This is a genomic window from Paraburkholderia sp. RL18-085-BIA-A (assembly GCF_046027075.1).
GTDB lineage: Bacteria > Pseudomonadota > Gammaproteobacteria > Burkholderiales > Burkholderiaceae > Paraburkholderia.
Window position 1 is genome coordinate 1 of record NZ_JARESU010000095.1, and the last position, 23,684, is coordinate 23,684.

Consider the following 23,684-nt stretch of genomic DNA (forward strand, 5'->3'; position numbering starts at 1 on the left):
CCATGTTGGTTTTCCTTCGGGTACCCGGGGCAGCCGCTACGCGCGGCGCGCACGAGAGAAGCGGCGCTTCAGTCGGCGAGCGTAACCGTCATGGGAATCGGATTGCGCATCGAGTTTGCAACCGGCGAGAAGTAGTTAGCACGACCAACTATATCCTCAAGCTCGTCGCGCGTCGCATCGCCTTCGATCACAATTTTCACGCGGATCGCCTGGAAACCCATCTGCGCAGATTCCATCTCGGCGCCACCTGCGCCCCATGCAGCCGGATTGCCGATATCCGCTTCGAGGAACACTTCGAGCTTCGACAGCTTGACCTGCTTCCACGTAGCGACGGCTGTGATGCCGACCGCGAGGCAGCCGCCGAGACCGGACAGCACGATCTCGCCCGGCGCCGGCGCGGTGTCTTCGCCGAACAGATGCAGCGGCTCGTCGACGACGACGGGCGTATGGTTGCCGACATAGCTCAACGAGCGGTACTGACCTTGCATGACCGTGTGCACGTTGTTCTTGCCGCGCGACCCGGGGTTATTGCGCCCCTTTCCGGCGAAGGCCATCAGCCCATCGCGATCGATTGGCCGCAGGTAGGTGGAAATAGTCGTGGGATTATCGGTGACAGTGCTCAAGTGACGCTCCTGGTGCGTGGATGGTGAAGGCGCGGGCGTCGCATCGAAGGTCGAGCGGCGCCGGCACATCACTTAATGCAACAGGCGTGCCAGGTTGACTGTGTATCGCCAAACTACTTTCCTGGCGAGGCTTTGGGGCAAACAAGAAGCGCCGCCCGAGTTCGGCGCGTTGCATTTCTCAATCAAGCAGTGAACCGACAATGTTGACATTGTCGACATTGTTCACTCTGCGATGCGTGGCCGGCCTGGCAGTCAGTCATTCGGCAGGCCAAGTTTTTGCCAGCGATAGCTGAACTGGGGGTCCACTCGTTTTTAGTGCAATAAGTGACGGTACGCAAAGCCAGTAAGGGCGCGGGGGGCAGGTAGTAAGTCATTGATTCTGCTGACATTGCTGTTCGCTTTTTTGAGGCGTATCGTGAACGTCCCACCGATGGAGGCGCGCGATGCAAGGCTGGCAGACGACGTACCTGGGCATGCGCGAGCTGCCGCGCGAGATCAGCACCTTCGAGTTGCAAGCCTTCTTTACCTTTAGCCCTGCCGAGCGCGAACTGATCGAGGCGCGGCGCGGTAACCGACTGAAGCTAGGCCTGGCGCTGCACATCGGTTTTCTGCGCATGAGCGGGCGTCTGCTCGACGCCTTTCGCGTCATCCCATCGGTGCTGTGGCGCCACCTCGGCACCGAGCTCGGCATCGACGCCCCGGAACTCGCATCGCTGCGTGCGATGTATGGCCGCGGCCGTACCTTGTTTGACCACCAACAGGTTGCCTGCGAGTCCCTTGGATTCCGATGGATGAGCGAGCATCAGCGCCGCGCCCTGGTGCGAGAACTGCGCGAGGAGGTGGCCCGATGCGCTGACCGTGAGCAGTTGCTTGTTCGTGCCCGACAATGGTTGTACGAACACCGGCTACTGATCGTTCACGACCGGGCCATCCGCACCCTGATCGCCGCCGCGCTTGCGCAACTCGAGGCCGAGACCGGCGCAACGATTCGCGCCGTGGTTCAGCCGGGGACGCTTGATCGCTGGCGCCGCGCGATTGTCGAGCCTCGTGCTGATGGCCAGACTCAGCAGAGCTGGCTGTGGGCGACACCCGCCAAGCACTCAACACGGCAGATCACCGAGGTGCTCGAACGCATCGAATTGCTCTACGGCCTGGAGATTCACAAGCACCTGGGAGATCTTCCCGACCTCCTCCTGCGCCGCTACGCCCGACGACTGGCCTCCAGACCACCGTCGGCAGGGGCCAAGATCAAAGAGCCAGCACGCACGGTGGAGGTTGCCTGCTTCCTGCGCTACGCCCTGCTAACCGCTACCGATCAGTTGATCCTGATGCTGCAGCGACGCGTGGCAGATCTCTGGCGACACGCCGCCGACGGTGTCAGCAAGACCGTCAATTGGGCCGATCTGTACCAGACGTTACTCGACGAGCTGGCGGGTCTGAGTGCCGAAGGGGCCGTGCCGGACGCCGAACTGCGCGCCCGACTCGACGCGCTGGTTACCGCCAATCGGCAGCGTCGCCCACCCAGCCGCGCATCTCTTGTGCGTGAGGGTTTGATCGCAGCCATTCGCCCAGTGAGATCGCTGCTAGCGGCAATCGCTAAGCTGCCATGGCAGGCCACCGGTGAGCATCCCGTCACTGCCGCGCTGGCCAAGCTGTGCGGCCTGTACGACCGAGGTGTCAGGACGCTGCCCGACGATGCTACTGCACCTGGCCTCGGCTCAGTTTGGCGCGACGCCATCTCGGGCTACGACCGGGAACGAGCGTTCCGCGCCTTGGAGGTGGCCGCGCTTTTCGCGTTGCGCCGCTCGGTGCGCAACGGCTCGGTGTGGATCGAACACAGCCTGAGCTTCCGTGGCCGAGAGCGTCTGTTCTTGCCGGCCGAGCGTTGGAAGACCGAGGCGACGCGGCACTATGCACGTCTGTCGCTGCCGGCCAAGCCGGCGGCATTTCTTGAACCGCTGTTGGCGCGCGTACGCGTTCGGACCTCGCTTCCTCGGACATGATGAGTATAGAGACCACCAAGCGCGTATGGCAGGCGCGGCTCGATCCTCGGCGCAACACGCCGTCGATAGGCATCTACTCCCACGTCCGCGATCGCTGGGGCATCTTCTACGCCCAACCTTTCGTGCTCAACGAACGCCAAGCAGGCGTGGCCATCGAGGGGGTCGTGCGGCAAGAGCGGATCGAGACGTCGCAACTGGCAGTCGACACTCACGGCTACACCGATTTCGCGATGGCGTTGGCCCGGCTGCTCGGATTCGATCTGTGCCCGCGCCTGAAGGATCTGAAGCAGCGACAGCTCTATGTGCCGCGCGGCATGGTGATTCCGCGAGAGATCGCTGCCGTGTGTGTGGCCAACGTCGACACGTCGCTTGTCGAGTCGCACTGGGACGCGCTGGTGCACTTGAGCGCCTCGGTGAGGAGCGGCCATGTCAGCGCGGTGGCGGCGCTGGCGCGCTTCGGCTCCGCCGCCCGGGGCGATCCGATCTACGACGCGGGTGTACAACTCGGCAGGTTGCTGCGAACGACGTTCTTGGCAGACTACTTCCTCAACGCCGCGTTCCGACGAGAACTGCGGCGGGTGCTCAATCGCGGCGAGGCGGTCAACGCGCTCAAGCGTGCGATCTACACCGGGCGCGTGGCCCCCGCCCAGGCCAAGCGCGTCGACGAGATGCAGGCAGTAGCCGACGCGCTGAGCTTGCTGGCCAACATCGTGATGGCCTGGAACACGGCGCAGATGCAGGCGGTCTTGGATCGCTGGGCCAATCGGCGGCAGGTCATCCCGGCAGAACTGATCGGCCGCATCGCGCCCACCCGGCTGGAAGGCATCAATCTGAGGGGCATCTTCCGCTTCCCGATTGAGCGCTACGCCGGACAAATCCTACCGTCACAACGTGCAGCGAAAACAAGCGCCGTCGGCTGATATCGCCCGCGCATTGACGCCCCCAAACACGTATTCCAATGTGAACAGAAACATCAACCTAATTAATGATGTACGAATCACCACCCATACCGTTGCTGGCTCTGCGTACCGTCACTTATTGCACTGAAAACGAGTGGACCCCGAAGCAGCAAACACATGGTATCGAGAACCCGTCGAGCTGGAAGGATGCTGGCTTGCCGCCAGCAGAAGAGTCGTTGTGCTCCACCTATATCGACAAGTTGCCGAAGGTCGATCCCGAAGTATTCGTGCGGGCGAGTGAGTATCTGAAGGTCACGCACCAGAACGGCCGCTCGCCGATGTCGGCATTCATGCTGGTCGCCCTCATCCTGTTGACGATCGCGGAAGCCGCGGGCACCGGGATGCTGATTGCACCATTTGTCGCAAGTGAAATCACGGGAAATCAGATGGTCTGGATCGGCTACGTGATCGCCACCGTGATGGCCGTCGGCCTGCTCGGGCTGACCCACTTTGCAGGCAAGGAAGTGTACAAGCGCTCCGCGATCAGAAAGGCGCTCGGCTCCGTGAATGCGACCGTCGAGGGTTACACCGGTCACAAGATCAGCAGCGGCGATGATCAGCAGGTTGACAAGGACGCCTCGCCAAAGGTGCGCTTCGGCAGCCGGGTGCTCGAAGGTGCGCACGACCGCGGCAGCCTCGTTGCGCCGATCCTCGCGATCACGCTGCTGGCGCTTCTGCTCATCGGCATCACCTGGATGCGAATCAAGGGTCTGCAGATCGAGATGACCAACCACGTCGCCGATCATGGTCAGCTGGCGCCGGGCGGCGGCAGCAACCCGTTCCCGGCCGTACCGGGACTCGATGCCTCGACGCCATTGCCCACCGATGTGGCCGATTCGTCCCGTGCCGCGCAGCAAAATGTCGAGCATGAGTTGAGCAGCGAAATGTTCAGCCAGGGCATCGCCGGGGCGATCGTGCTCGCGATCATATATGTGATTACGCAAGCGCTGGGTTTCTTCCAGGCTTTCGGCAGCTCGTTCATCGGCGACGGCAAGAATGCCTATCGCCAAACGCTTGGACATACCAGCTTCCAGAGCTACTTTGCAAAGCACATCAAGCCCGCGCTCGATCGCGGCAATATGCGACTCACGGAACTGCGCGCTCATCTGGGCCGAGAAGTGCCGAAGTACCGCGAGAGCGTGTCGAAAATGAGCTGTCTCGATTACTACAACCGCAAGCTGCAAGAGGAATCGCGGCAGCAGGTTGTTACCACGCAGACGCTGCGCGCAGATGCTGCGGCATCCCCTGCTCCCGCGAGACTCGCCGATCAGCCGGCCGCGCGCGAAACCGCTGACCTGCCCGAAGCGGCGCAGGCGCTGCCGCTGTTTAACGATCTTGCGCGTATTGCCGAACGGATTGTCGATGAACCGGATCAGGAACGCCGCAAGGTCATTCTCGACATTGCTGCCGAAGGTTCAGCCGAACGCCGCGGCTCGATTCTTGCCGCCGTGCAGGCGCTCAAGACACGTCGCAAGGCAGCCGCTGAGCAGGCACGCATGGAAGACGACATTCTCGGAGATCTGTGATGGGCCGGTCTATGAAGGTATTGCGTTCGTTCGCGGCCGGCACCTGCCTTGCGCTGACGGCCGCATTGCCCGCCCACGCGGGACTGACAAACGATGTCCCCAGCTGCTATGCCGCGAACAGGATCGCAGCGCCGCAAGTTCCATACGGTCAGCTCATCTATGTGCTGATCGACCAGACGGTGCTGCTTGATGCGACATTGCAGAGGTCGGTGCTGGACAACGTCCAGGCGATGTTAAAGCCTGGCACGAAGTTCGTCATCGCGGAATTTTCGGCGTTTTCGCAGGGGCACTACCTGAATGTCCTGCATACGGGCGTCATTGAACGCCCTATTCCTACAAGCGACGAAGGGAACGTCGTGATGAGCCGTCTTAAGGACTTCCACACCTGCATGCAGCAGCAATTGGTGTATAGCCAGAGACTCGCACTCGGAACTACTGCGCAGGTGCTTAAATCTGGTACGTCGAGTCTTGATCAGTCGGACATCATGATGGCGTTGAAAAGCGTGTCGACCGCTGTCGCGCAGGAAAAATCCGCACACAAACTGGTCTTCGTCGTCACTGACGGCCTGGAGAATTCCAGCCTGACAAGCTTCTATGCGCGCAACGCGGTGCGTCACATCAATCCGGCTGTCGAACTGAAGAAGGTGCAGGACAACAACCTTTTCGGCGATTTCGGCTCGGCTCGCATCTATGTTCTCGGGGCAGGCGTGATGCAGCCTGCCGCTAGCGGGTCGACTGCTGAGCGGAATGGCTATCGCGATCCGAAGACGCTAATGGATCTGAAGCAGTTCTGGGACGGGTATTTTTCGCACTCGAATGCTCAACTGGTGGAGTTTGGCGCGCCCGCGCTGCTTGAGCCGTTGGCCTGGTAAGGGGAAAAGGTGGTTTCGCGTGCCTATCGAAATCGGGGGAGTCTTGACGAAGTGGCTGAACGGGCGACGGTTGCAACGGAACCCAAGATCCATAATCGCCCCTACCAGCAGGTAGATGAGTTCCCCTATAGCGATTAGCAGCCACCTTCTTGTTTCCGTTCTCGCGGCCGGTGGCCAACTCGCCAACGTCGATGAGGTTCTCACCGAGCACAGGTGCCACCCCACCAGCTTCACCAGCACCCGGCACGAGATAGGGCGCCAGTGCCTGCAAGCCGTACGTCGCCGCCTGCTGGCTCTCTGGTACCCCGATCTCGATGCGCAAGACCTGGCGCTCATCGTCGATATGTTCTTTGAGCCTTATCCGCCCCACACCGACGCGTTGCTCACCACCGTGCGGGCAATTGGCCGACTCGTTGTCGCCAAGGCCGCCGATTACGGCCAGGACGCTGCCATCGTCCACGCCATTGTTCTCGATCGCTTATCCAGAATGAGCACCCTCTATCGCGACCACCACCTGTTCGATGCGTCGCACCTCCACGCGATTCGCTGCTTTACTGCCCCGTCCGTCAGCGCCTCGCTCGGCCAACCGGGTCTCTAATGCGGATGGTGAGAGCCAATGCCCGAGCTGACAGGCGTTCAGCTCCGCCTGTTCAACGAACTACCCACTATTGGGCGCACCCGTCAGAAACTCGGCTTCCAGGCGTTCGAAGCCACGCAAGGCTCTGAGTTCCACCTCCCGGGCGCCGTGAGGCACCAGCCGGAACTCGAGAAGCCGCGTCATCAGCATTTGAACGATCACGCGGCCCTGCATTCGCGCCAGCGCCACGCCCGGGCACCGATGCGCACCTGCGCCGAAGGCGAGATGAGACCGGGTCTTACGGTCAATTTGAATTTGGTCTTCACTCCCGAACACGGTCTCGTCGCGATTTGCGGCACCGAGCAACAAAATCACGCGTGAGTTCGCGGGAATTCGGTGGCCGGCCAATTCGACATCTGCGGTCGTCAACCGCACGGTCAATTGTACTGGCGAGTCGGTTCGCAGCGACTCTTCAATCAGCGCGGGAATGATCTCCGAATCGCGGCGCACGTCGGCCATCAGGCCAGGTTGGTCCGCGAGGAGCGCGAGAACATTGCCAACCAGATAAGTTGTCGTGTCCGCGCCACCCTTCAGCAGCGTGACCGTCAGATCGAGTACTTGTCGAGCATCGATTTCGCCCCGCCGCCAGGCCGCCATGAAAACACCCAGACCGGTAAGGGAGCAAAGCGGAGCCGCGCGCCATATCTCGTCGAGCATGGCGTCAAATCTCGATCTGAGCGTTGCGGGCTTCGAACGCGCATTGCATTCGCCGCTGACTCGCAGCCATTGCGCAACGAGTGGATGCCAACTCGCGTCGAGACCGAATACAGAAGCCATCACTGCAGCGACAACCGGTTCGCAAACATCGTGCACAATCTCGAATCGATTTTGCGTTGCGAGCTTAACGACAACGCCATCCAGCTCGCGGCAAGCTGCAGCCTCAAACCCGGCAAGCCGCTCGGGCGCAAACAGCCTGCCGATATGCACGCGCAGTCTGTCATGCCGGGGCGGATCCGACGCCAGCAGCGTGTCCTCATTCGCCAGAATGGACCCGTCTTCCGGCGACCGAATTTCAAAGCTGTCCTGACCCAGCACGCTGGAACTGAAATACCGGTGTTCTCGCAACACGGCCCGCACATCCGCAAACCGGCTGACGATCCACACGTCGCTCTTGACGTCATGGAAGATCGGCATCTCCCGTCGCAGCGACGCATACTCTTGATACGGAGCCGGTATCGTGCGCAGCGATTGGGATGTCATCACGAAACCACCGCCAGTACATCCGCCATTGAAACCACCGATGCTCCGAATCGCGGCAGCAGCGATTCAAGTGTTGGAGACGGCCCGGCGTCCACAAACGTCGTGAATCCTCGCTCGACGAACGCGCCAATCCCCGCTGTGAATAGTACGGGGGAACGAAACATGCGCCACCACCGCGCTGCATCGAAATCAAACTGCGTCCATTCACCTGCGGAAGTCGAGAATGCGCTGCATCGCGCGGGACGGGTGTCGATGCTTCCCAACGCCGCCTCGAATTGTGGATGCTGTTGTGGCAGCAGCGTCGTGTGAGCGCCCCACGGCAATGGAAGAGCATGAACATGTATCCGTCTTTCCGCCAATTGATGGTGCAGCGACGGCATGTCTTCCTCTAACCCTGAGATCACTGTGAGGTCAGGCGCCATGATCGCGGCAATGCTGATCCGATCGGTCATCGCGCGACACGCTTCAGCGGACGTCCAGACCAGCGCCATGCGGCACCGGGCCGCCACGGGTTCCATTGCCCTGCCGCCATGAATTGCGATTCTTAGTGCGTCGCGAAGACTGATTACCCCAGCGGCATACGCCGCGGACACCTCGCCGCAACTCATCCCGATCACCGCATCGGGCTCGATACCGTGGTGCAGCAACAATTCAAACAGACCGATCTGGAATGCGACCACGAGCGGGAAATTCCGGGGCAAGTCGGCGACCTCGCCGTTTAGCTCCCAGAGATGCCGCGCGCCCCAACCGGCCTCTTCCAGAAGAATCGAATCGCATTGCGCGAGAATCTGCGCGAAGCGAGCTTCCCGGTTCATCAGGGATCGCATCGGCTCCGGCCGAATCGGGGTGCATCCTGAGAACGCAATCACAGTGCCAGTCATGACGACACCTGCGAGCGCGCAAGCGCTTCGACACACAACGCCGTGGTAAGCGCTTCCGAGCCCCACCAAACGGAATGAGTCACGGGTGGCTCAGGCCCTCGGTAAAACGCCGATCGTGCCCATGATCCTTCTCTGCTTTGCCGCTGGAGCAGCAGACTGACACCTGCCGGGACGCGCCTGTCCCGAACTCCATAGTTCGCAAGAATGCAAAGCGCGAGCGCGACGGACATCGGTTGTTCGGACGCGCCGCGTGCGTAGACCCTCGTTTTCTCGACGATCGCATCACGGCATCTCTGGAAGCCCATCACGCCGTGAAAGAAAGCCCTCGACACCATGTAGTAAAGCGCCAATGGGCTGGTGTAGTACCAGGATGCCTCGCCTTCGCGATCGGCAAGAATCGCATCGACGACAATATCGCGCGCCGCCATGGTCTCCTCGCGTTCACCAAGATACAGAAGAACATTCGCATTCACCGCACCGTCAACGTCATTGTCGGCTCCATCGTCGCGCAGCCACGTTTTGAACAGGCCAGAGTCATGCCGGTTTTCCAGGATGCAACTGACATTGGCCGTCAGCCTTTGCACCGCCACGCCCGCCTGCTTCAACGCAAACGAAGCGCAGCAGGTGTCATCAAGATCAGGGTCGATGGGCGCTCCGTTGCGGGAGGACCAGTAGCGCCAAACGCCGGGCCCTTCCCATTGCTCCAGCAAGAAGCGAATTGCCTTCGATCGCATGTCGTCGATCATCGGATGTTTAACGAAGCTCAGTGATTGAAGGACCAACGTTGTCGCAAACGGCGAGGAATCGAGGCGTCCCTCTCCGCGCAACTGTTCATCGGTGAATTTATGGCATGCAAATTCACCCCAGTCGAGTTGCCCTCCACGCAGAAAAACGATGCCTCGGTCGATCGCTGCTTCGCCGGCGTTGATCATAGTGGGAACAGATCCAGATCAGAAGAAAGGCGTTGCGCCGCGCCTATCCGCCGCTGAATTTGCGCGTGCAGTCGTGCCACCTTTTCAAGCTTGTAGTTCACCACCTCCGGGAAAACTCCGCCGAGAACGCCAAAGGCAACGCCCTGTAACACGTCCGAGAATGCGAGGCCGGCATTTTCATCGTTGAGCCCGGCTGTCACACCGCTCCCCACGACGCCGCCCGCCGCTCCGGACGTTGCGCCCGTGATGATGCTCTTGGTCGTCCCTGTCAATGTCGAGAAGGTAGCGCGTTGAAGCACCTGGCCGACACCAGCGGTCACAAGGCTTCCAGCCAGGAACGATGATCCGCCGGCGAGGGCGTTCTTCCATGCGGCGTCACCAGCATCGTCACCGGTGAGCGCTGCTTGCCCGGCCGACTGCGCGGCGGAGATAGCACCCTGTGCCACGACTCCCGCAGCAATCGCCGCGGCCGAGGCAAGCGTGACGCCTTCCACGAATGCACCGGTGACAGCCGCGGCGCCACCGCTCAGGCCGCCGCCGACTGTGCTGAGCACAACTGTGCCGAAGAATACCCCCGCGGCTTCCGCACCACTGAGATTGTTGGCCGAGATGACCTCCGCACTTTGCACGACACCAGTCACCAACCCGACGCCGGCGCCAATACCCGCTGTCGCTGCGATGGCCTCTGCCGAGGCTGCCACCGTTGCCGCGATCGCCTCCGCAGCCTCGGCAAGAAACGCCAGCAGCAAGGGGATGAACGCCCACTCGCCGTTCGGGTCCGTCAGCAACAGCGGATTGTTACTCGCATAGATGTAAGGGCTCAGGAACTGCCGCTCCGGATCAGCCGATAAAAACCGCGCTTGCAGCGCATCGTACAGCCGCGCGCGGAAGTCGTAGAGTCCGGTCTCATCCAGTTCGCGCGCTAGGTACCGGTAATGCAGCAGGCCCGGATTCAGGCCGAAGGCTGCGCCATTGTCCAGTCCGTACGGCAGGTAGTCCCGCCCGACGATGAGACGCGCCGAGCTATCCAGTACCGCACGAACCGAGCCGAGCCGGTCTCTCGAAACAAAATACTCCGTGCCGTCCTGTCTGAAATGAACCAGCCCCGCCGGTCCCATCACGTATTGCCTCACTGTCCCTGTCGAGCTGATTTCGACCAGCGAATCGTCGCCGGCTCCGCGCAGGTAGTAGAGCGTGCTCGCCGGATTCGCAACGGCCGCAACCGACTTCAAAACACGGCGCCCGCGATGACCATAGCGGACATTCACAGTCGACTGCGTCCCAACCGGACCCATAACCGCAGTCAACGCGCGTGCGCGAAAGCAATCCCACGTGAGCGTAAGGTCGACGGCCGGTGTATCGATCGACGTGCGGGTGTGCATTTCGCCGGCGGGATCATATTGGTACGTCCGCAGGCGCGCGAGCTCCTGGGTCGATTGCACCAGGTCTTTCGTCGAACTCTGATAGGAGTTGGTGGCCGATCCGACTTGCCTGATATTCCCATTCGCGTCGTAGCTGAAAGCGCTCGCCGCACCTGCAGTGACCTGAACCGATTGAAGACGTCCCTGCGGATCGTAAGCGTAGCTGGACGTGATCTGACCGACAGAGCCACGCGGCGCGGTGATGGTTTGTGTCGGCGAGCCGTCGAAGTAGCCGGGCGCGCCCTCGTTCGTGGGCGCATAGACTGTCGTCTCCGTAAACTCCGTTCCGGCCGTTTCGGACAGCCATCCTGGTGGGGCGTATTCCAGCGTTCGACTCGCACCCACTTGCTGACCGCTTGATGCAAACATCGTTTCGGTGGCTGCCTTGCCGTTCTGGTCGTAGGTATAGACGATGCAAGGTCGGCTATCGACGCCTATCGAGGTGACACGCCCAATCGAGTCAAGTCCATACTGCACGTTCATCGCCGTTGCGCCTGGATACGAAATCTCAATCACTTCGCCTTGATTGTTGAACGTGTAGTTTGTCGTGTATGTAGTCGGGTTACCGGCAAACGAAATCGAATGCTTGATGAGGCACGCCCAGATATCGTAATGGAGACATTCCGTCGCTGAGAATTGATCTGTCGTCCCCGGGAGGGAAACTTCACTGGCGCTAACGATCTGCGTGAGCTTACCGATCGCGACCATCGACTCGGACGGGTTCCCGCCATCGAATTCGAAATCGTACGCATACCGATTCGAGGGTGCCGCCGCCGGAAAACTCTGGTCGTCGACGTGCTGTAGCAGCGTGCCGGGCCAGCTCTGCAGGCTGCACCCTTCCTCGCTCACGCGCGAAAGCGCATCATATTTCCAGTACTTGATATAAGAGTTCGACGCTGCCGCGCCCCGTGCGTCCATCTGAAATCTCAGCCGTCCCACCGAGTCATACATCGAACGTGTCTGACCTTCATTCGCCCGATTCGCTTGCGTAGCATTGCCGAGATAGTCGTAGACAAAGGTATCGCTCCACCCCATCGGACTGGTGGATGTCACGAGATTGGCAAACGCGTCGAACTGCTGCTTCGTGATACTCCACTGCGGATCGTGCGCTCCCGGATTCGTCAGAACCGCGAGCGCGACTTTCGACTGTCGTTCATCGGTGAGTTCGAGCCGCGTCGTACCATTCGGATCGACTGTCGTGAACTGCGTGTATTTTCCAGCTGCGTATCCTAGCGAGCTGTTGTTGAGCCCGTAATGGTAGCGAGTGGTGCGCGCTGGCGAATTCGCCGGATTGATCGCATATTCGTTTCCGGGCAAGCCCGACTCCGCCTTTCGGCCGAGCGGCGAGTCTTCATAACGGGTCCGCCAATAGGGAAAGCCGCCTGACTGCGCGTTCTCCGTCTTCACCAGCCCAGTGATCGTCATCGTCGACCAATTGAAGGAGGCGAGATCGTTTTCGTAGCATCCCCATGTCGCTGCGGTGGGAGTGAGTGTAGCCCCCTGAGTATGAATGACGTCGCGTCCCAGCGCATCGTAGATCGTGGCCTTTGCGGTCCACTGATTCGGCGCAGTATCCGTCGCGCAGACCACGAGTTCCTGGCGCACCCGTGCGTCGCCATCCAGATAGCTGACCTGTAGCTGAGGACCCGCAAAAAAGAGCGCATTATCAAAGGCGATCTCGTCCGTCGCGAACAGCCCGAAGCTGCGCTGCGGCGCCATCGAGGCGCGATGGCTGAACACACGCCCGCCGTCGGCGAAGAACGCCAGATTTTTGTCCACCACCACGACGGTCCACTGCCGCGGAAACGCCACCACCTGAATCTTCGTGTTGTCCGTTTGCGAACGAACGAGATAATAAATTAGCGCGCTAGCGGCATCGCTGATGCGCCATTGGGCATTAGCCGTGATCGCCGTGACCGTGGAGCCAAGTGCAAGCGGTAATCCGGCGGCAGGGAGAAGAGAAAGAAAATCGGGCGGCAGTACGTTTGTGTTCAGCGAGGCAGTGTACGTGGCAAACGAAACATCGAGCAACGAACGGACGCCCGCCGTGACTGTGGTATTTGACGAGCTATCCGTCAAAGTCCATGCGGCCGTCTGTGGACTCCACGCAATCTGAAATCCGCTATTGATTGCGACCCCTGTCGCGGCCGTCACCGGGCCCGATGGCATCACCCGCATGGATGCACCGAAGGCGTTGACGCCTCCCGACGCTGCCGGATATCCGGTGAAGGCGATCCGGTCCTGCGCACCGGCGCTGTGAACTAACTTCCCTGCTCCCGTCGACCACTTGTTTTGCGCGGAACTGCTCCAGTTCACGTCAAAAATGTGTCCGGTATTGAAGCTCTGATAGAACGCCCATTCTCGCGGTGTAATCGTGAGCGTGGAGTTCGGGTCGGCAGCCGAGAATGAACCGAGATTGCCCCTGCGCGACAGATACGTGTCCGAGATCGAGGCTATGGTGTCTTCCGCGTCGACATTGGCAAGCAACTCCTCAAAGTCACCGCGCACGGTTCTCATCGTCTGGCTGGTGCTTTGAATGGAAGCCGTCGACAGAAGCAACGCGGGGCTGTAAACATTCGCCGTAAAGCCAGCACGCGACGGAGAGACGCGAAGATTGTCGACCTTCACGGCCGCATTCTTCGTATTCGTCAACGTCAGCGTGATGATCTGCGGCGAAGCATTGGCGGCCAGGTCGAACAGCACGAAGAACGATTGCCACACGCCTTCCGTGTCGGGAACGTTCGCCGTCACCGTTCCCGCTGTCGTGCCTGTGATGGTCCAGTCGGCGGTACCCGAAAGCGCTCCAAACCCTGTTGGAGTCTTGAACCAGCAACTGAGGACATACTGGCGACCTACGGTTTCCGTAACGGGCAAACTGCGCGCCAACGGCGAGGAGTTGGCAACGGCCGATCCGGCCATGACCAAGGCGCGAGATCCGGTGAACGAATCGCCGGCGCGGATCGCCAAGGGCAGATTCGCTGCGCTGCCGGCAAGCGTCCAGCCGGTCAGGTCCTCGTAGGGATCGAACCCCAGATAGACCACCTGCTGTCTCGTGACACTCGCGTTGCCGGCCGCAACGAGTACCAGTTCCTGCGACGTATCGGTAATCACCGAGTTCGATTGTCCGTCAGCCGCGATATATTCGGCGATCTCACCCCGGTTGTCTCGCGCGGTAATCTGCCACTGTCTGCGCCATTCGCGCGGGTCCGGTTCGGTGGTGTTGTTCCAATTGCCCGGCGTGAAGGCCGCACTGCCCGACAAGGCGCGATATCTCCGATAGGGCGCCCACGTCGAACCCGGATTCGTCGTGCTCCAGGTCGTCGCTTCGATCTGCGTCACGGTGTTGCCGACAGTGACGGTTTTGGCGACCGACGCCGTAATCTGGTTAACTTCCGGCGCAGCAAGTGCCGGATACTTTTCATACGCAAACGTATAGCTTTCCTGAACCTGCACAAGCTGACCCGTCGTGGCATCGTAGTACTGGGTCTGTTTGGTTCGCGGCACGCCGTTTGCGTCGTTATAGATCAGCGTCGTGGCCACATCCAGTGGCGGCTGCGCCGGCAATGACATGGGATTCACGTCGAACACGGTTTCCACTGATTGACTCATGCGCACGTAACCGCCGATCAGATTGCCGCTCGTCCCTGTCGAGGGGTTCACGGCGGTCCGAACCACGTCCCAGCTTCTGCTCGTGCGCGCCACCTGCTTGCCCTGGCTGTCGTAGCCGTCTACTTCTTTGAGCAAGCCGTTCAGCATCGAATAAGCCGTTTTATCTGAATCCGGGTGCGGACTCATGCCGTCGAAGTAGCGGTAGATCGAATATCCAAACGGCGCGGCGCCTGCCTGAGTCGTACCCATCGCCGCCTTCACGCAGGAAAACTGTGTCGACAGACCATAGGGACTGACGGTTCCTGTTGCCCCCGGGGTGTTGTAGTCGAACACGGAGCCTGACGTGACGCTCATGCCATCCGTCACTGCCACGGACGACACCACGAAGCTGTGCATCGGTCCGCTATAGGACTGAAACAGCACACGTTGCAGCGTAATGCTGCTGGGCGAGTCAAATGAAACACCGGTGAAGGTAGCGAAAGCAAACGCTCCAGTCAGATCCGTGCCAGCGCCATCGTTGCTCGGAAACATGCTGCCTTGAACCTGTTGCGGATTCGGAGCCAGTACGCCGTTCTTCATCGTCCAGACGAACGAGCTGCCATCGGCTCGCCCATACGCGAGAAAGAGCGGCGCCTGATTCGAAATTGACACCGCATCCAGCGGCAGTTGCTGATTCAACAGCCTGAGCTCGCCCGTTGGCATCTGCTGATAGATCAGATTGCGGACCGTCACATAAGGAGCGTTGATGGTCGGCGCAGCCGGGCCACCAGATCCCGCGGTGAGCAGCACAGAATTGAAGACGCCCTGGTAAGCGTTGTAAACACCGATGACGCCCCTCTCCGAGTTGACCCCGACGGCCAGATCGTCTCCAAACGCAAACTGCGCAACGTCGCCGCCCGCGCCGAAACTACCGAGAGAACCGGAATTCCAGTTGATTCCGTCGAACCGGCGCAGATTCCCCACGTTGCCGATCAGACTCGCATCGGCGAGGGAAACGGCGACAGGCTCCAACGTAGCCGCTGGAATGTCCGTGCCGACTATCGGATTCGGCGCCTGCTGAATCTGAAAGTTGATGTCCCATTGATAGATTCGGACTTCGTAGTTGAACGTCTCCTGAACGGAGTTGGCACTCGTGATATACGTGGCAGCCGCAAAGGTATCGGAAAGACTCCACGAGAGTTTGGGCAGGTCGTTCTGCCAGACATAGGTTGGAATGCTGTCGAACGGAGCGAGATTGTCGGTCCATTCAAGCGTCGCCAGATTGTAGTAATAGAGCGAGAGCGACAACGGCGCGCCCGGCTGGTATTGGCAGAGCGTGAAAAAATTGTCCGCCGCGCCGAGTGACCATTCGCCTGAGAGTACCGTCGAGACATAAAGCGGATTGGACACCCACTGTTTCAAGCGCGGATTCCAGGTGTACCGGTAGATCTGCGAAACGCCCATCGCAGCGGCGACAATAAATCCTCTGCCCGTGACTACCTGATACGGAGCATCGGGTGCAAGCAGATCCGGCATTGCCAACTGAACGGCTTCCCATCGCCCGTACTGTCCGAACGAGCGGCGCACCGCATAGGTCTGAAGGGCGCCGTTCATGCCCGCTCCGGTCAATCGGAACGAGACCGTGAAATTTTCATCCTGCAGATTGACCTGGAGCGTGCTGAGGTCGAGGCTGAAGGGAAGATTCGTAACGACAGGCTTCGAGACCAGCCACTGCCCGTTCCAGTCGTAGACGGCCACGGTCAGCTTGTTTGAATCGATCTCGTCGTAGTAGGTGATGACCAGATAGTCCGGCGCGAACCAGAATCGCGGAACGCCCGGTATCCAATCGGGGTCCGAGTTCTGCATCGTCCAATCGAGCGACGTGCTGCTCACCGGCTGCCAGGTATAGCGATAAGTCGCAATGCCGCCATCCGGAAAGGTAATGCTCTCGATGGCGCCGCGATGGATCGCCAAACCGTCCGCCTGAGCCTGAGGATGCGAGCCGTCGTAGTAGGTGAAGCGCAATCCTGGCAGGATCTTGCCATCCGCATTCACCGTCGTGATGGCGGCAAGATACCGCTTGTAGAGATAACGAGGTTCTCCCGGCGTCGCCGGGTCGGCAAGATTTTGCACAACGTAAGCGAAGCGAATCGCAAACAGGTCATGCACTTCACCAGCGGTCTTCTGACTGACGTCGATACTGTCGATAAACCGCGTTTCGTAGCGGTCCTGGAACGCGTAGGGCCCCGCCGGATTGGGACTGACGTGAGGCGCTTCATATTCTCGGATCACATCGTTGTAGATTTTGGCCGCGTAGTTGAACGTGACCACATGTCCCGCGGGATCGGTAATCTTCGTCAGATAGGAGGCGCGTGTGAAGTAGCTGCCACCTGGGCCACCAATCTGAACGGTGTCGTCCGGAAACTGGGAATAGGTGAACTGAATCTCGTCGCCCCATTGATTGCAGACGCGGGCAAGATTCCAGCTGATCGGGAACGTGAGTTGTCCCAGTTCGACGCTGCTGTCGGTCCAGTTGCCGTCCACTCCGCCCCACTTGATCGCATTGCGCAACGCTGCCGGACTGTCGCCTGCCGCAACGTCGGCCCCATAGATGCGGGTCAGACCCGAAGAATCCGTGATCTTCCAGATCTGCCTTTTCGGATAGTAAAGAATGGTCGAGAAATCGAAGTCTTCCGCTTCAAATGTCCACACACTTTCCGTCTGCATCGTGAGACGGAGCTGGCTTTGCGATCCGTCCGTGCTGCTGAGATAGTAGGCGTCGTCGTATGGCGACACCGAGTTGCGAATGTCCAGTTGAATCATCTCGTAAGGCAGTTGCCAGCCGAGGCCAACGATCGAAGTCGGGCTTTCGAGATTCCAGGTACCAACCTCCCACTGAATGTCGCTTTGATAGCTAATGCTGACATCCACCTCGAGTCCGCCGCGACTTGCGAGCGTGAGCAACGGCAGCGCGAGCGTCACGTTTCCCCGAAACAGATTGACGTTTTCGGAGACGCGCCCGATCGAACTGTCGAGCGTCTGAAACGTCCGCAGTTCCGGAACAGTCGATTCTTCCCGGACGCCGATTTCATTGGCTGATGTCTCGATGCTCATGGCGTGTACCTTCGTGTCAAGGAAGCTGAGGAACCGGGTAGCGCTGGTACAGGTAGATGTTGAGGCGGTGCTTGCCGTGGCTGTCGCTCCCCAATCCAAGGCACCCGACATCGATGTTGTTTTGCTCGAAAATTTCGCTGCATCCATTGAGTGCCGGCGGCGACAAACCGAGCAACGCAGCCTGCTCGTTCACACAATGGAGCGCACCATGCAGACCGAGGCGCGAGTTCGCAATGCACACATCGGTCTTGACGTCCATTAACGTGCCATCGACGACGTCGAAAGCAGCGGAAAACGTAAGCGCATTCAAATGAACACTCGAATCACGAAGTACTGCGGCGAGAAAGCGGGTCATCGCCGGGCTGCTCAGCCACGGAAGTTCGAACGCGGCAATCGGAGCGGGCCGCCGCAATCGCCAATACAGTTTTGCCCGTGCGCGGGTTGAGTTCACGCCTTCCACGCCCATGCCGAACACTGCCGCATTCGGCTCCAGACAATCGATGACTGCCTGTGCCGAGTCCGCCGAGCCGAGCACGGCAACCGCCCATCTGCGCGCCACGTCCCAGCCATTCGCCGTATAAGGCGCTCCCGCATAGACGGCAGCACCGCGCGAAGTGAGTCCCGCTGCGAGCCGGATCATTCCGGTCGGATACTCGCTACGAGCCGGATCATCCGCTGGTACAACCACCTCAAGACTCAGCCGGACCGCATCCCGCAGTCCTTCTGCACCGCTCGCGCATAGCGTTGCGTCGAGCGCCGCCAAGCTCTTTCGCCAACGCACACGCGGATCCGTTTCGTAAAACGCCGGATCTGCAATAAGACGCGCTTCCCAGCGTGCCGACTTCGCCGACAACAACAACTGAAGCGGCGAGCCAGTCACGTTGAGATCCGAACGCGGATGCTCCGCCTCGGTATCGGCCGGTGGATGATGGAGCAGGATTTCCGCGACGTCGCGCGGGTTCCCCGCCCCATCCGGCAGCAGTGACGCCACTGTTCCAACCAGCCCGCCAAGTACCCGGTCCGTGTAGGTCGCTGTCTGGATCGCACTCAGCACTGGCATGACGGCAATCAGCTCCGAGGCGGCACAACGGTAATGAGGCCAATGTTGCCCATGGTGGTTCCGGGATTCCCGGGATTACCGCGCGAGCCCGCATTGGTGCCCGGTGAGCCCTTCTTCCCGTCATGCCCGCCATATCCGTGCGACCCCGGATCGCCGCCTGTACCGACATTGCCGCCAAGGCCGCCGGCCCCGCCTTGACCGACAATGCCAGCCATCGGATTGGTGGAAATCGTCCCGCCTCCGTTCGCCGGAATGTGAATCGTGACCCTCTCCGCATTGCCGCCGTTCCCACCGTTGCCACCGTTTCCGCCGGCAGCCCCGTTCGCGCCATTCCCGCCGTCGCCTGCGTTGCAACCGATCGCCTGGCACGCAGGTCCGTTACCGCCCTTGCCGCCATTCCCGCCATCGGCGCCGTCCCCTCCGGGGCCGCCATCCTGACCGGGACCGCCTTGCGACGCCACGACGAGAAAGCCCGTCAGGGTAGTGATGTTGATGTCCGCGGTCCGCGCCGGCAGACCCTGCACGCCGTTGGTGCCGGTCGTTCCGGCATTGCCCATCGCACCGTTGGTGCCGTTCTGTCCGTCCTGGCTGCAATGCGAGTCGCCCCAAACACACCTTCCGGCCGGGGCCTGGTCCGGCGTATAGCCCTGAGGTTGCTTGGCTGGCTTGGCCGGCGGGTTCTGGACCGCGCCCATAATTCCGATTCCGTAGGTAGCCATATGTCTCTCCTTTTCAATCCGTCTTAGCGAGCGCTGGGGTCCACGTACTGCATCACGAGGTTTTGTACGTTGAGGGTGAAGTACGTGTTCTTCACCGTCAAAAACGAATCGCTGTAGAAATTCAACGTCCCGTAGTTCCATACAGTGGGCGCGCTGCCTGGCCCGACCACTGTTTCGCCGTGGGGCATCGTGTAGTCGACTAGGGACACGAGGTTCACGGTGACCGGCAATCCGCCTTCAGTCATCTTTAGTTGTGAAGTGGAGAGCTCGCCCTGACCATACAGGTACGATTCGATGTGTTCCGGAATCGTCCTTGGCCGGTCGCTCGCACGCCGCTTGATATCTTCTTCCCGCTCCAGCAGCTGCTGCGGGTTGCGCGGGCGCACCAGTGCGCGGAGTTGTTCGATATTGGTAACCGTCACCGACGATGTCTGTGAACCATGCCCCTGGAGATGACTTCTGCTATGCCCCAGTTGCTCGGCGATGGCGAGGAAATTCTCCATTTGCTCGTTAGTCATTGCTTAGGACTCCTTTGTCGCAACATTAGGATCCGCGCTCGGGAGCCGGGTGCGACAGCCGGCTGGATGGCGTCAGGCCGGCACGGGCGGAAGCTGGTCGAGGGTGATTCCTGGAATTGCGTGATCGACGAAACCGAGGGACCGTCCGTTTGCTGGTCGATCACCGATCTTGTTGTGAAGGAAGAATTCGTCGTCAATGGCAAACAACTCTGGCCTGGCGCGCGGATCGCCTTGATCGAGATAGCAGTGCAACAGTTGCGCTTCTCGCGGAATCAGCACCATGTTGGCCGCGACGCGCGTCTGCTGACTACGGTTCGGCGGCGTAGCATGGACCAGCGCATGATCGTAAATAATCGCCTGCCCCGCGCGCAAGGGAACCTCCATCAGATACTTCTCGACGATCGTCGCGGCATGCGTCACGAAAGGGCTTGGAAAGTACGGCCCACGCAGGACGTCGACGATCCGGTGGCTTCCTTTGAAGATTGATTGGCCGCCGTTCGACGAGTCGGTGTCGACAAGAGAACACCAGACATTCACGGAGCGCATCATGCGCTCATCGACGAAGGTCCAATCCTGGTGCACTGACACTTCCGTCCCCGGTCGGCTATGTTCTTTAACGACATAATTTCCAACCACGCATCGATAGTTATCTAGGAATAGTGCAAGACGCGGGCCCAGATATTCCTTTATTTTCGAGTCGACGCGCGCACGGTACTCCGCATCCCGACTAAACATCGTGGCATGAAATCCGAGTCCGGAAGATGGCGCGTCCTCCCAATAGAAGTTCTGTAGCTCACGCGCTTCGTCTTCAGTTAAAAGTTGCGCGAGAACGACTCCGTCGTTGAGAAACGTATCGTTATGCTCAATCGATTTAAATACGCGTCTCATGCCGCGCTCCTACGCAATACGTGGGCGTACAGGTCCAACGATCAAGCTAGCGTTAACTAACGACGTCGGGTGGCCTTACGCAAAAATGCGACTGGGGGAGATCATTTGAGCCTGAACGACACAAACAGAGACGGGGAAAATTGAGTGGTGACGTGCTTGTCATCTACCCAACGTTTTTCCCGCAATTGATCATAGGATGCGCTAAGACCTTTCGCAAATACTATCTCGTTCGCCATGCGAAACGTATTGCTGACGCGTGTCCAGGCGTGACTGGCGCAGGCCAACACCTAAAGAAAGAGCAACCAATTCGCATATTAGATCGCATCTCGCGATGTGCGATGAGTGGGGATCACAGCGTAGTTCGCACGCAGATTTTCTATTGCACAAAACGCATTCGCTTTAGTGAAGAGCGGCGACTATAGTGTACGAACTTCCTGAGCACGGGCAACTCGAGTGGAGTGGGCGTCTCAAGCATTCTTATTCCTTTCATCTCGCTGTATGAATACCGACTAGAGCGGCTGCCCCCTTTTTGCCTGGACCGTCGCGATGCCCCCGCGCGGTAAGACCGCGATCAATTCCATGTGATGCACGCGTGCGAGTCATGCAGATTCATCAATCGTGTGCTAACGCGATAACTGCCCTACGGCCGGAGAGACACCATGGTGGAAGCTCAAAGGATTGCCTGCAAGAATGACGCCTGGGTTGTAACGTCATTTGCCGCCAAAGCGGGCGGCTATATAACGCCTAAAACGGGTTCAATGGCGATAGGTCAGCAGCAAATTATCGATTTGGCATATTTTCCGATCGCGGAAGGCCTCGAATTTCAGCCTGATGTATTCGTCGATGCGGATATCAGACCTTCCCCGCCACCCCCGCCAGCGTCAATCACTTTCAGGATGAACGGGCGGACAGCGTTCTATGACGTCACAGGCTATACCTTCAACTGGGTAGCCACGTTTGGCAAGCTTGGCGATCCCAGCGGTCGGCCACCGTTGCCAGGCTTTCCGGAGAGCATTCCTCTCAATGTACTCCCCTACAATAACTGGGATCGCCAGATCAACTCACCCGGGACCCTGACCTGCGCGCCGCAATCAGCAAACGACGTCGTCTCCGTTTGCAATTGGGCGAAAGACAATGGCTACCAGGTTCGGCCGCGGGGCGTCATGCACGGATGGTCACCTCTTGCGCTGTCGACCAATCCCGACCCGCAGGCCAGGATCATGCTCATTGACCTGACCAAGTTCCTCTGCGAGACAAGCTTCCTTCCTGCATCGAATGGGCTGCCCAATAGAGTAAGGGTCCAAACGGGACAGACGATGCTGGAACTCCTGACTTATCTGGAGGGACAAGCGGGCGGCGGGGGTTCTGCACCAGGCTATAGCTTTCCGCATACGCCTGCACCGGGAAACCTGACAGTGGGGGGCGTACTAGCCATTGACGCTCATGGCACAGGGATACCGACTTTGCCTGACGACAAGGCCAACTATGGGTCCATGAGCAACCAGATACTCGAGTTCACTGCGGTGGTCACCGATCCGAACTCCGGGACGCTCGATCAATACACGCTGCGAACATTCGAAAGAGGAGAAAGTGATGCCAAAGCGTTCCTGACTCACGTGGGGCGCGCGCTTCTGGTTGAGGCGACCTTGCAGGTGGTTGATAACTATAACTTGCAATGCCAGAGCCTCACGAACCTCCCGGATTCTGTAGTATTCGCGCAGCCAACCTCGGCAACGCTTCCCCCGCCAAACAGTTTCGGAGACTTCCTGAACCGATGCGGCCGGGTCGAGGTGATCTGGTTCCGCACCGGGACCAATCCCTGGCTCCACATGTGGAATATTGCACCTGGCAAGCCGGATGGTTCCACGGAGGTCACTGCGCCATATAACTATCCATTTGCGGATCACGTTCCCGATATCCTGCAAGATTTCATCAAAAAGATACTGAGTGGCGTACCGTCGGTCACGCCTCTGTTCGGTGAAACCGCGGCTCTCGTGACCGCCTATGGGCTGGACGGAAAAAATGCCTTTGGCCAATCGGGAGCCTATCCTCCGTCACGTGACATCTGGGGGCCATCGAAGAACACCCTCCTCTACATCCAGGACACGACTTTACGGGTCACGGCCAATGGATACGCCATTCAGATGAAAAAGGCCGATGTGCAGCAGGCGATCTTCGATTTTACGAGCAAGTTCACTTCGCTGTTGTCGGCCTATGAAAAAGATCACAAATATCCGATCAATTCCGCGGTGGAAATTCGCGTAACCAGTCTCGACGACCCGGCAAATGTCGCTATCGAATCGGGTATGAAGGCAGAAAGTCCAGTCATTTCCGCTCTGAGTTGTGATGATCTGGCAAAGCGGAACGGATGGGATGTTGCCATGTGGATCGACGTCCTAACTATTCCTGGAAGCGATCATTCGAACGACTTTTACACCGAACTAGAAGCGTGGGTTCTCGATAGGTTTTCAGCAAACGTCGCACGCACCCTCCCCGAATGGTCGAAAGGTTGGGCCTACACGGCCGATCAGGGACCATGGACCGGCACGCGATTCTTCGATCACATCCGGCAAGCATTTTCGGCGGACCTCAACGATCAGAAAAACTGGAAATGGGAGGTGGGTACTCTGCGAAAATATGACAGGTTCAATCTCTTCACCAATCCGTTCCTTGACCAATTGTTCGCGATGTAAACTCGTGGCTTGATGATGACCGCAGATCCATGCCGATGTCATCGCCATAG

13 protein-coding genes and 1 pseudogene are annotated in these 23,684 nt (G+C 59.5%); 5 read left to right on the top strand and 9 right to left on the bottom strand.

What is annotated here, in order from left to right:
• Nucleotides 1-68: 68 nt before the first annotated feature.
• Nucleotides 69-554, bottom strand: a complete 486-nt coding sequence (locus P0D89_RS37510) for an OsmC family protein (RefSeq protein WP_408366517.1) — start codon at nucleotides 552-554, stop codon at nucleotides 69-71.
• A gap of 512 nt (nucleotides 555-1,066) precedes the next feature.
• On the opposite strand from P0D89_RS37510, the pseudogene P0D89_RS37515 reads away from it, so the two are divergent.
• The 4 genes and pseudogenes from P0D89_RS37515 (at nucleotide 1,067) to P0D89_RS37530 (ending at nucleotide 6,581) form a co-directional block, all read left to right on the top strand.
• Nucleotides 1,067-3,546: pseudogene (locus tag P0D89_RS37515) on the top strand (Tn3 family transposase).
• 194 nt (nucleotides 3,547-3,740) lie between these two features.
• A complete protein-coding gene (locus tag P0D89_RS37520) occupies nucleotides 3,741-5,111 on the top strand; it encodes a hypothetical protein (RefSeq protein ID WP_408366479.1) in 1,371 nt (456 codons plus the stop codon).
• 161 nt (nucleotides 5,112-5,272) lie between these two features.
• Nucleotides 5,273-5,983: a hypothetical protein gene (locus P0D89_RS37525; protein WP_408378039.1), complete on the top strand. Its 711-nt coding sequence runs from the start codon at nucleotides 5,273-5,275 to the stop codon at nucleotides 5,981-5,983.
• A 115-nt stretch (nucleotides 5,984-6,098) separates the two neighbouring features.
• Entirely contained in the window at nucleotides 6,099-6,581 is a 483-nt protein-coding gene (locus tag P0D89_RS37530; protein ID WP_408366483.1) for a hypothetical protein, read from the top strand.
• 60 nt (nucleotides 6,582-6,641) lie between these two features.
• Here P0D89_RS37530 and P0D89_RS37535 read toward each other — a convergent pair whose 3' ends face one another.
• The 8 genes from P0D89_RS37535 to P0D89_RS37570 form a co-directional block, all read right to left on the bottom strand.
• On the bottom strand, nucleotides 6,642-7,820 hold the full coding sequence (locus P0D89_RS37535; RefSeq protein ID WP_408366519.1) for a cytochrome P450: 1,179 nt from the start codon (nucleotides 7,818-7,820) through the stop codon (nucleotides 6,642-6,644).
• On the bottom strand, nucleotides 7,820-8,701 hold the full coding sequence (locus P0D89_RS37540; protein ID WP_408378042.1) for an acyltransferase domain-containing protein: 882 nt from the start codon (nucleotides 8,699-8,701) through the stop codon (nucleotides 7,820-7,822). Before P0D89_RS37540 ends, P0D89_RS37535 begins: the two co-directional genes overlap by 1 nt.
• Complete coding sequence (locus P0D89_RS37545) at nucleotides 8,698-9,633, bottom strand: prenyltransferase/squalene oxidase repeat-containing protein (RefSeq protein WP_408366487.1); 936 nt, start codon at nucleotides 9,631-9,633, stop codon at nucleotides 8,698-8,700. Before P0D89_RS37545 ends, P0D89_RS37540 begins: the two co-directional genes overlap by 4 nt.
• Nucleotides 9,630-17,756: an RHS repeat domain-containing protein gene (locus tag P0D89_RS37550; RefSeq protein ID WP_408378044.1), complete on the bottom strand. Its 8,127-nt coding sequence runs from the start codon at nucleotides 17,754-17,756 to the stop codon at nucleotides 9,630-9,632. Before P0D89_RS37550 ends, P0D89_RS37545 begins: the two co-directional genes overlap by 4 nt.
• A 16-nt stretch (nucleotides 17,757-17,772) precedes the next feature.
• Nucleotides 17,773-18,816: a hypothetical protein gene (locus tag P0D89_RS37555; protein ID WP_408378046.1), complete on the bottom strand. Its 1,044-nt coding sequence runs from the start codon at nucleotides 18,814-18,816 to the stop codon at nucleotides 17,773-17,775.
• 8 nt (nucleotides 18,817-18,824) lie between these two features.
• Nucleotides 18,825-19,535 (bottom strand): hypothetical protein, encoded by a 711-nt coding sequence (locus P0D89_RS37560; protein ID WP_408366493.1) that lies wholly within the window; start codon nucleotides 19,533-19,535, stop codon nucleotides 18,825-18,827.
• Between the two features lie 23 nt (nucleotides 19,536-19,558).
• Entirely contained in the window at nucleotides 19,559-20,053 is a 495-nt protein-coding gene (locus P0D89_RS37565) for a hypothetical protein (RefSeq protein WP_408366495.1), read from the bottom strand.
• Nucleotides 20,054-20,125: 72 nt separating this feature from the next.
• On the bottom strand, nucleotides 20,126-20,941 hold the full coding sequence (locus P0D89_RS37570) for a phytanoyl-CoA dioxygenase family protein (RefSeq protein ID WP_408366497.1): 816 nt from the start codon (nucleotides 20,939-20,941) through the stop codon (nucleotides 20,126-20,128).
• A 659-nt stretch (nucleotides 20,942-21,600) separates the two neighbouring features.
• Between P0D89_RS37570 and P0D89_RS37575 the strand changes: the two genes are divergently transcribed.
• Nucleotides 21,601-23,634, top strand: coding sequence for a cholesterol oxidase substrate-binding domain-containing protein (locus P0D89_RS37575; RefSeq protein WP_408366499.1), 2,034 nt, complete (start codon nucleotides 21,601-21,603; stop codon nucleotides 23,632-23,634).
• Nucleotides 23,635-23,684 lie beyond the last annotated feature (50 nt).

Bases quoted from the DNA above. Each gene is read 5' to 3' on its own strand.
- P0D89_RS37510 (WP_408366517.1), bottom strand. From the start codon at position 554: ATGGCCTTCGCCGGAAAGGGGCGCAATAACCCCGGGTCGCGCGGCAAG.
- P0D89_RS37530 (WP_408366483.1), top strand. From the start codon at position 6,099: ATGAGTTCCCCTATAGCGATTAGCAGCCACCTTCTTGTTTCCGTTCTC.
- P0D89_RS37535 (WP_408366519.1), bottom strand. From the start codon at position 7,820: ATGACATCCCAATCGCTGCGCACGATACCGGCTCCGTATCAAGAGTAT.
- P0D89_RS37540 (WP_408378042.1), bottom strand. From the start codon at position 8,701: ATGACTGGCACTGTGATTGCGTTCTCAGGATGCACCCCGATTCGGCCG.
- P0D89_RS37545 (WP_408366487.1), bottom strand. From the start codon at position 9,633: ATGATCAACGCCGGCGAAGCAGCGATCGACCGAGGCATCGTTTTTCTG.
- P0D89_RS37550 (WP_408378044.1), bottom strand. From the start codon at position 17,756: ATGAGCATCGAGACATCAGCCAATGAAATCGGCGTCCGGGAAGAATCG.
- P0D89_RS37555 (WP_408378046.1), bottom strand. From the start codon at position 18,816: ATGCCAGTGCTGAGTGCGATCCAGACAGCGACCTACACGGACCGGGTA.
- P0D89_RS37560 (WP_408366493.1), bottom strand. From the start codon at position 19,535: ATGGCTACCTACGGAATCGGAATTATGGGCGCGGTCCAGAACCCGCCG.
- P0D89_RS37565 (WP_408366495.1), bottom strand. From the start codon at position 20,053: ATGACTAACGAGCAAATGGAGAATTTCCTCGCCATCGCCGAGCAACTG.
- P0D89_RS37570 (WP_408366497.1), bottom strand. From the start codon at position 20,941: ATGAGACGCGTATTTAAATCGATTGAGCATAACGATACGTTTCTCAAC.
- P0D89_RS37575 (WP_408366499.1), top strand. From the start codon at position 21,601: ATGGTGGAAGCTCAAAGGATTGCCTGCAAGAATGACGCCTGGGTTGTA.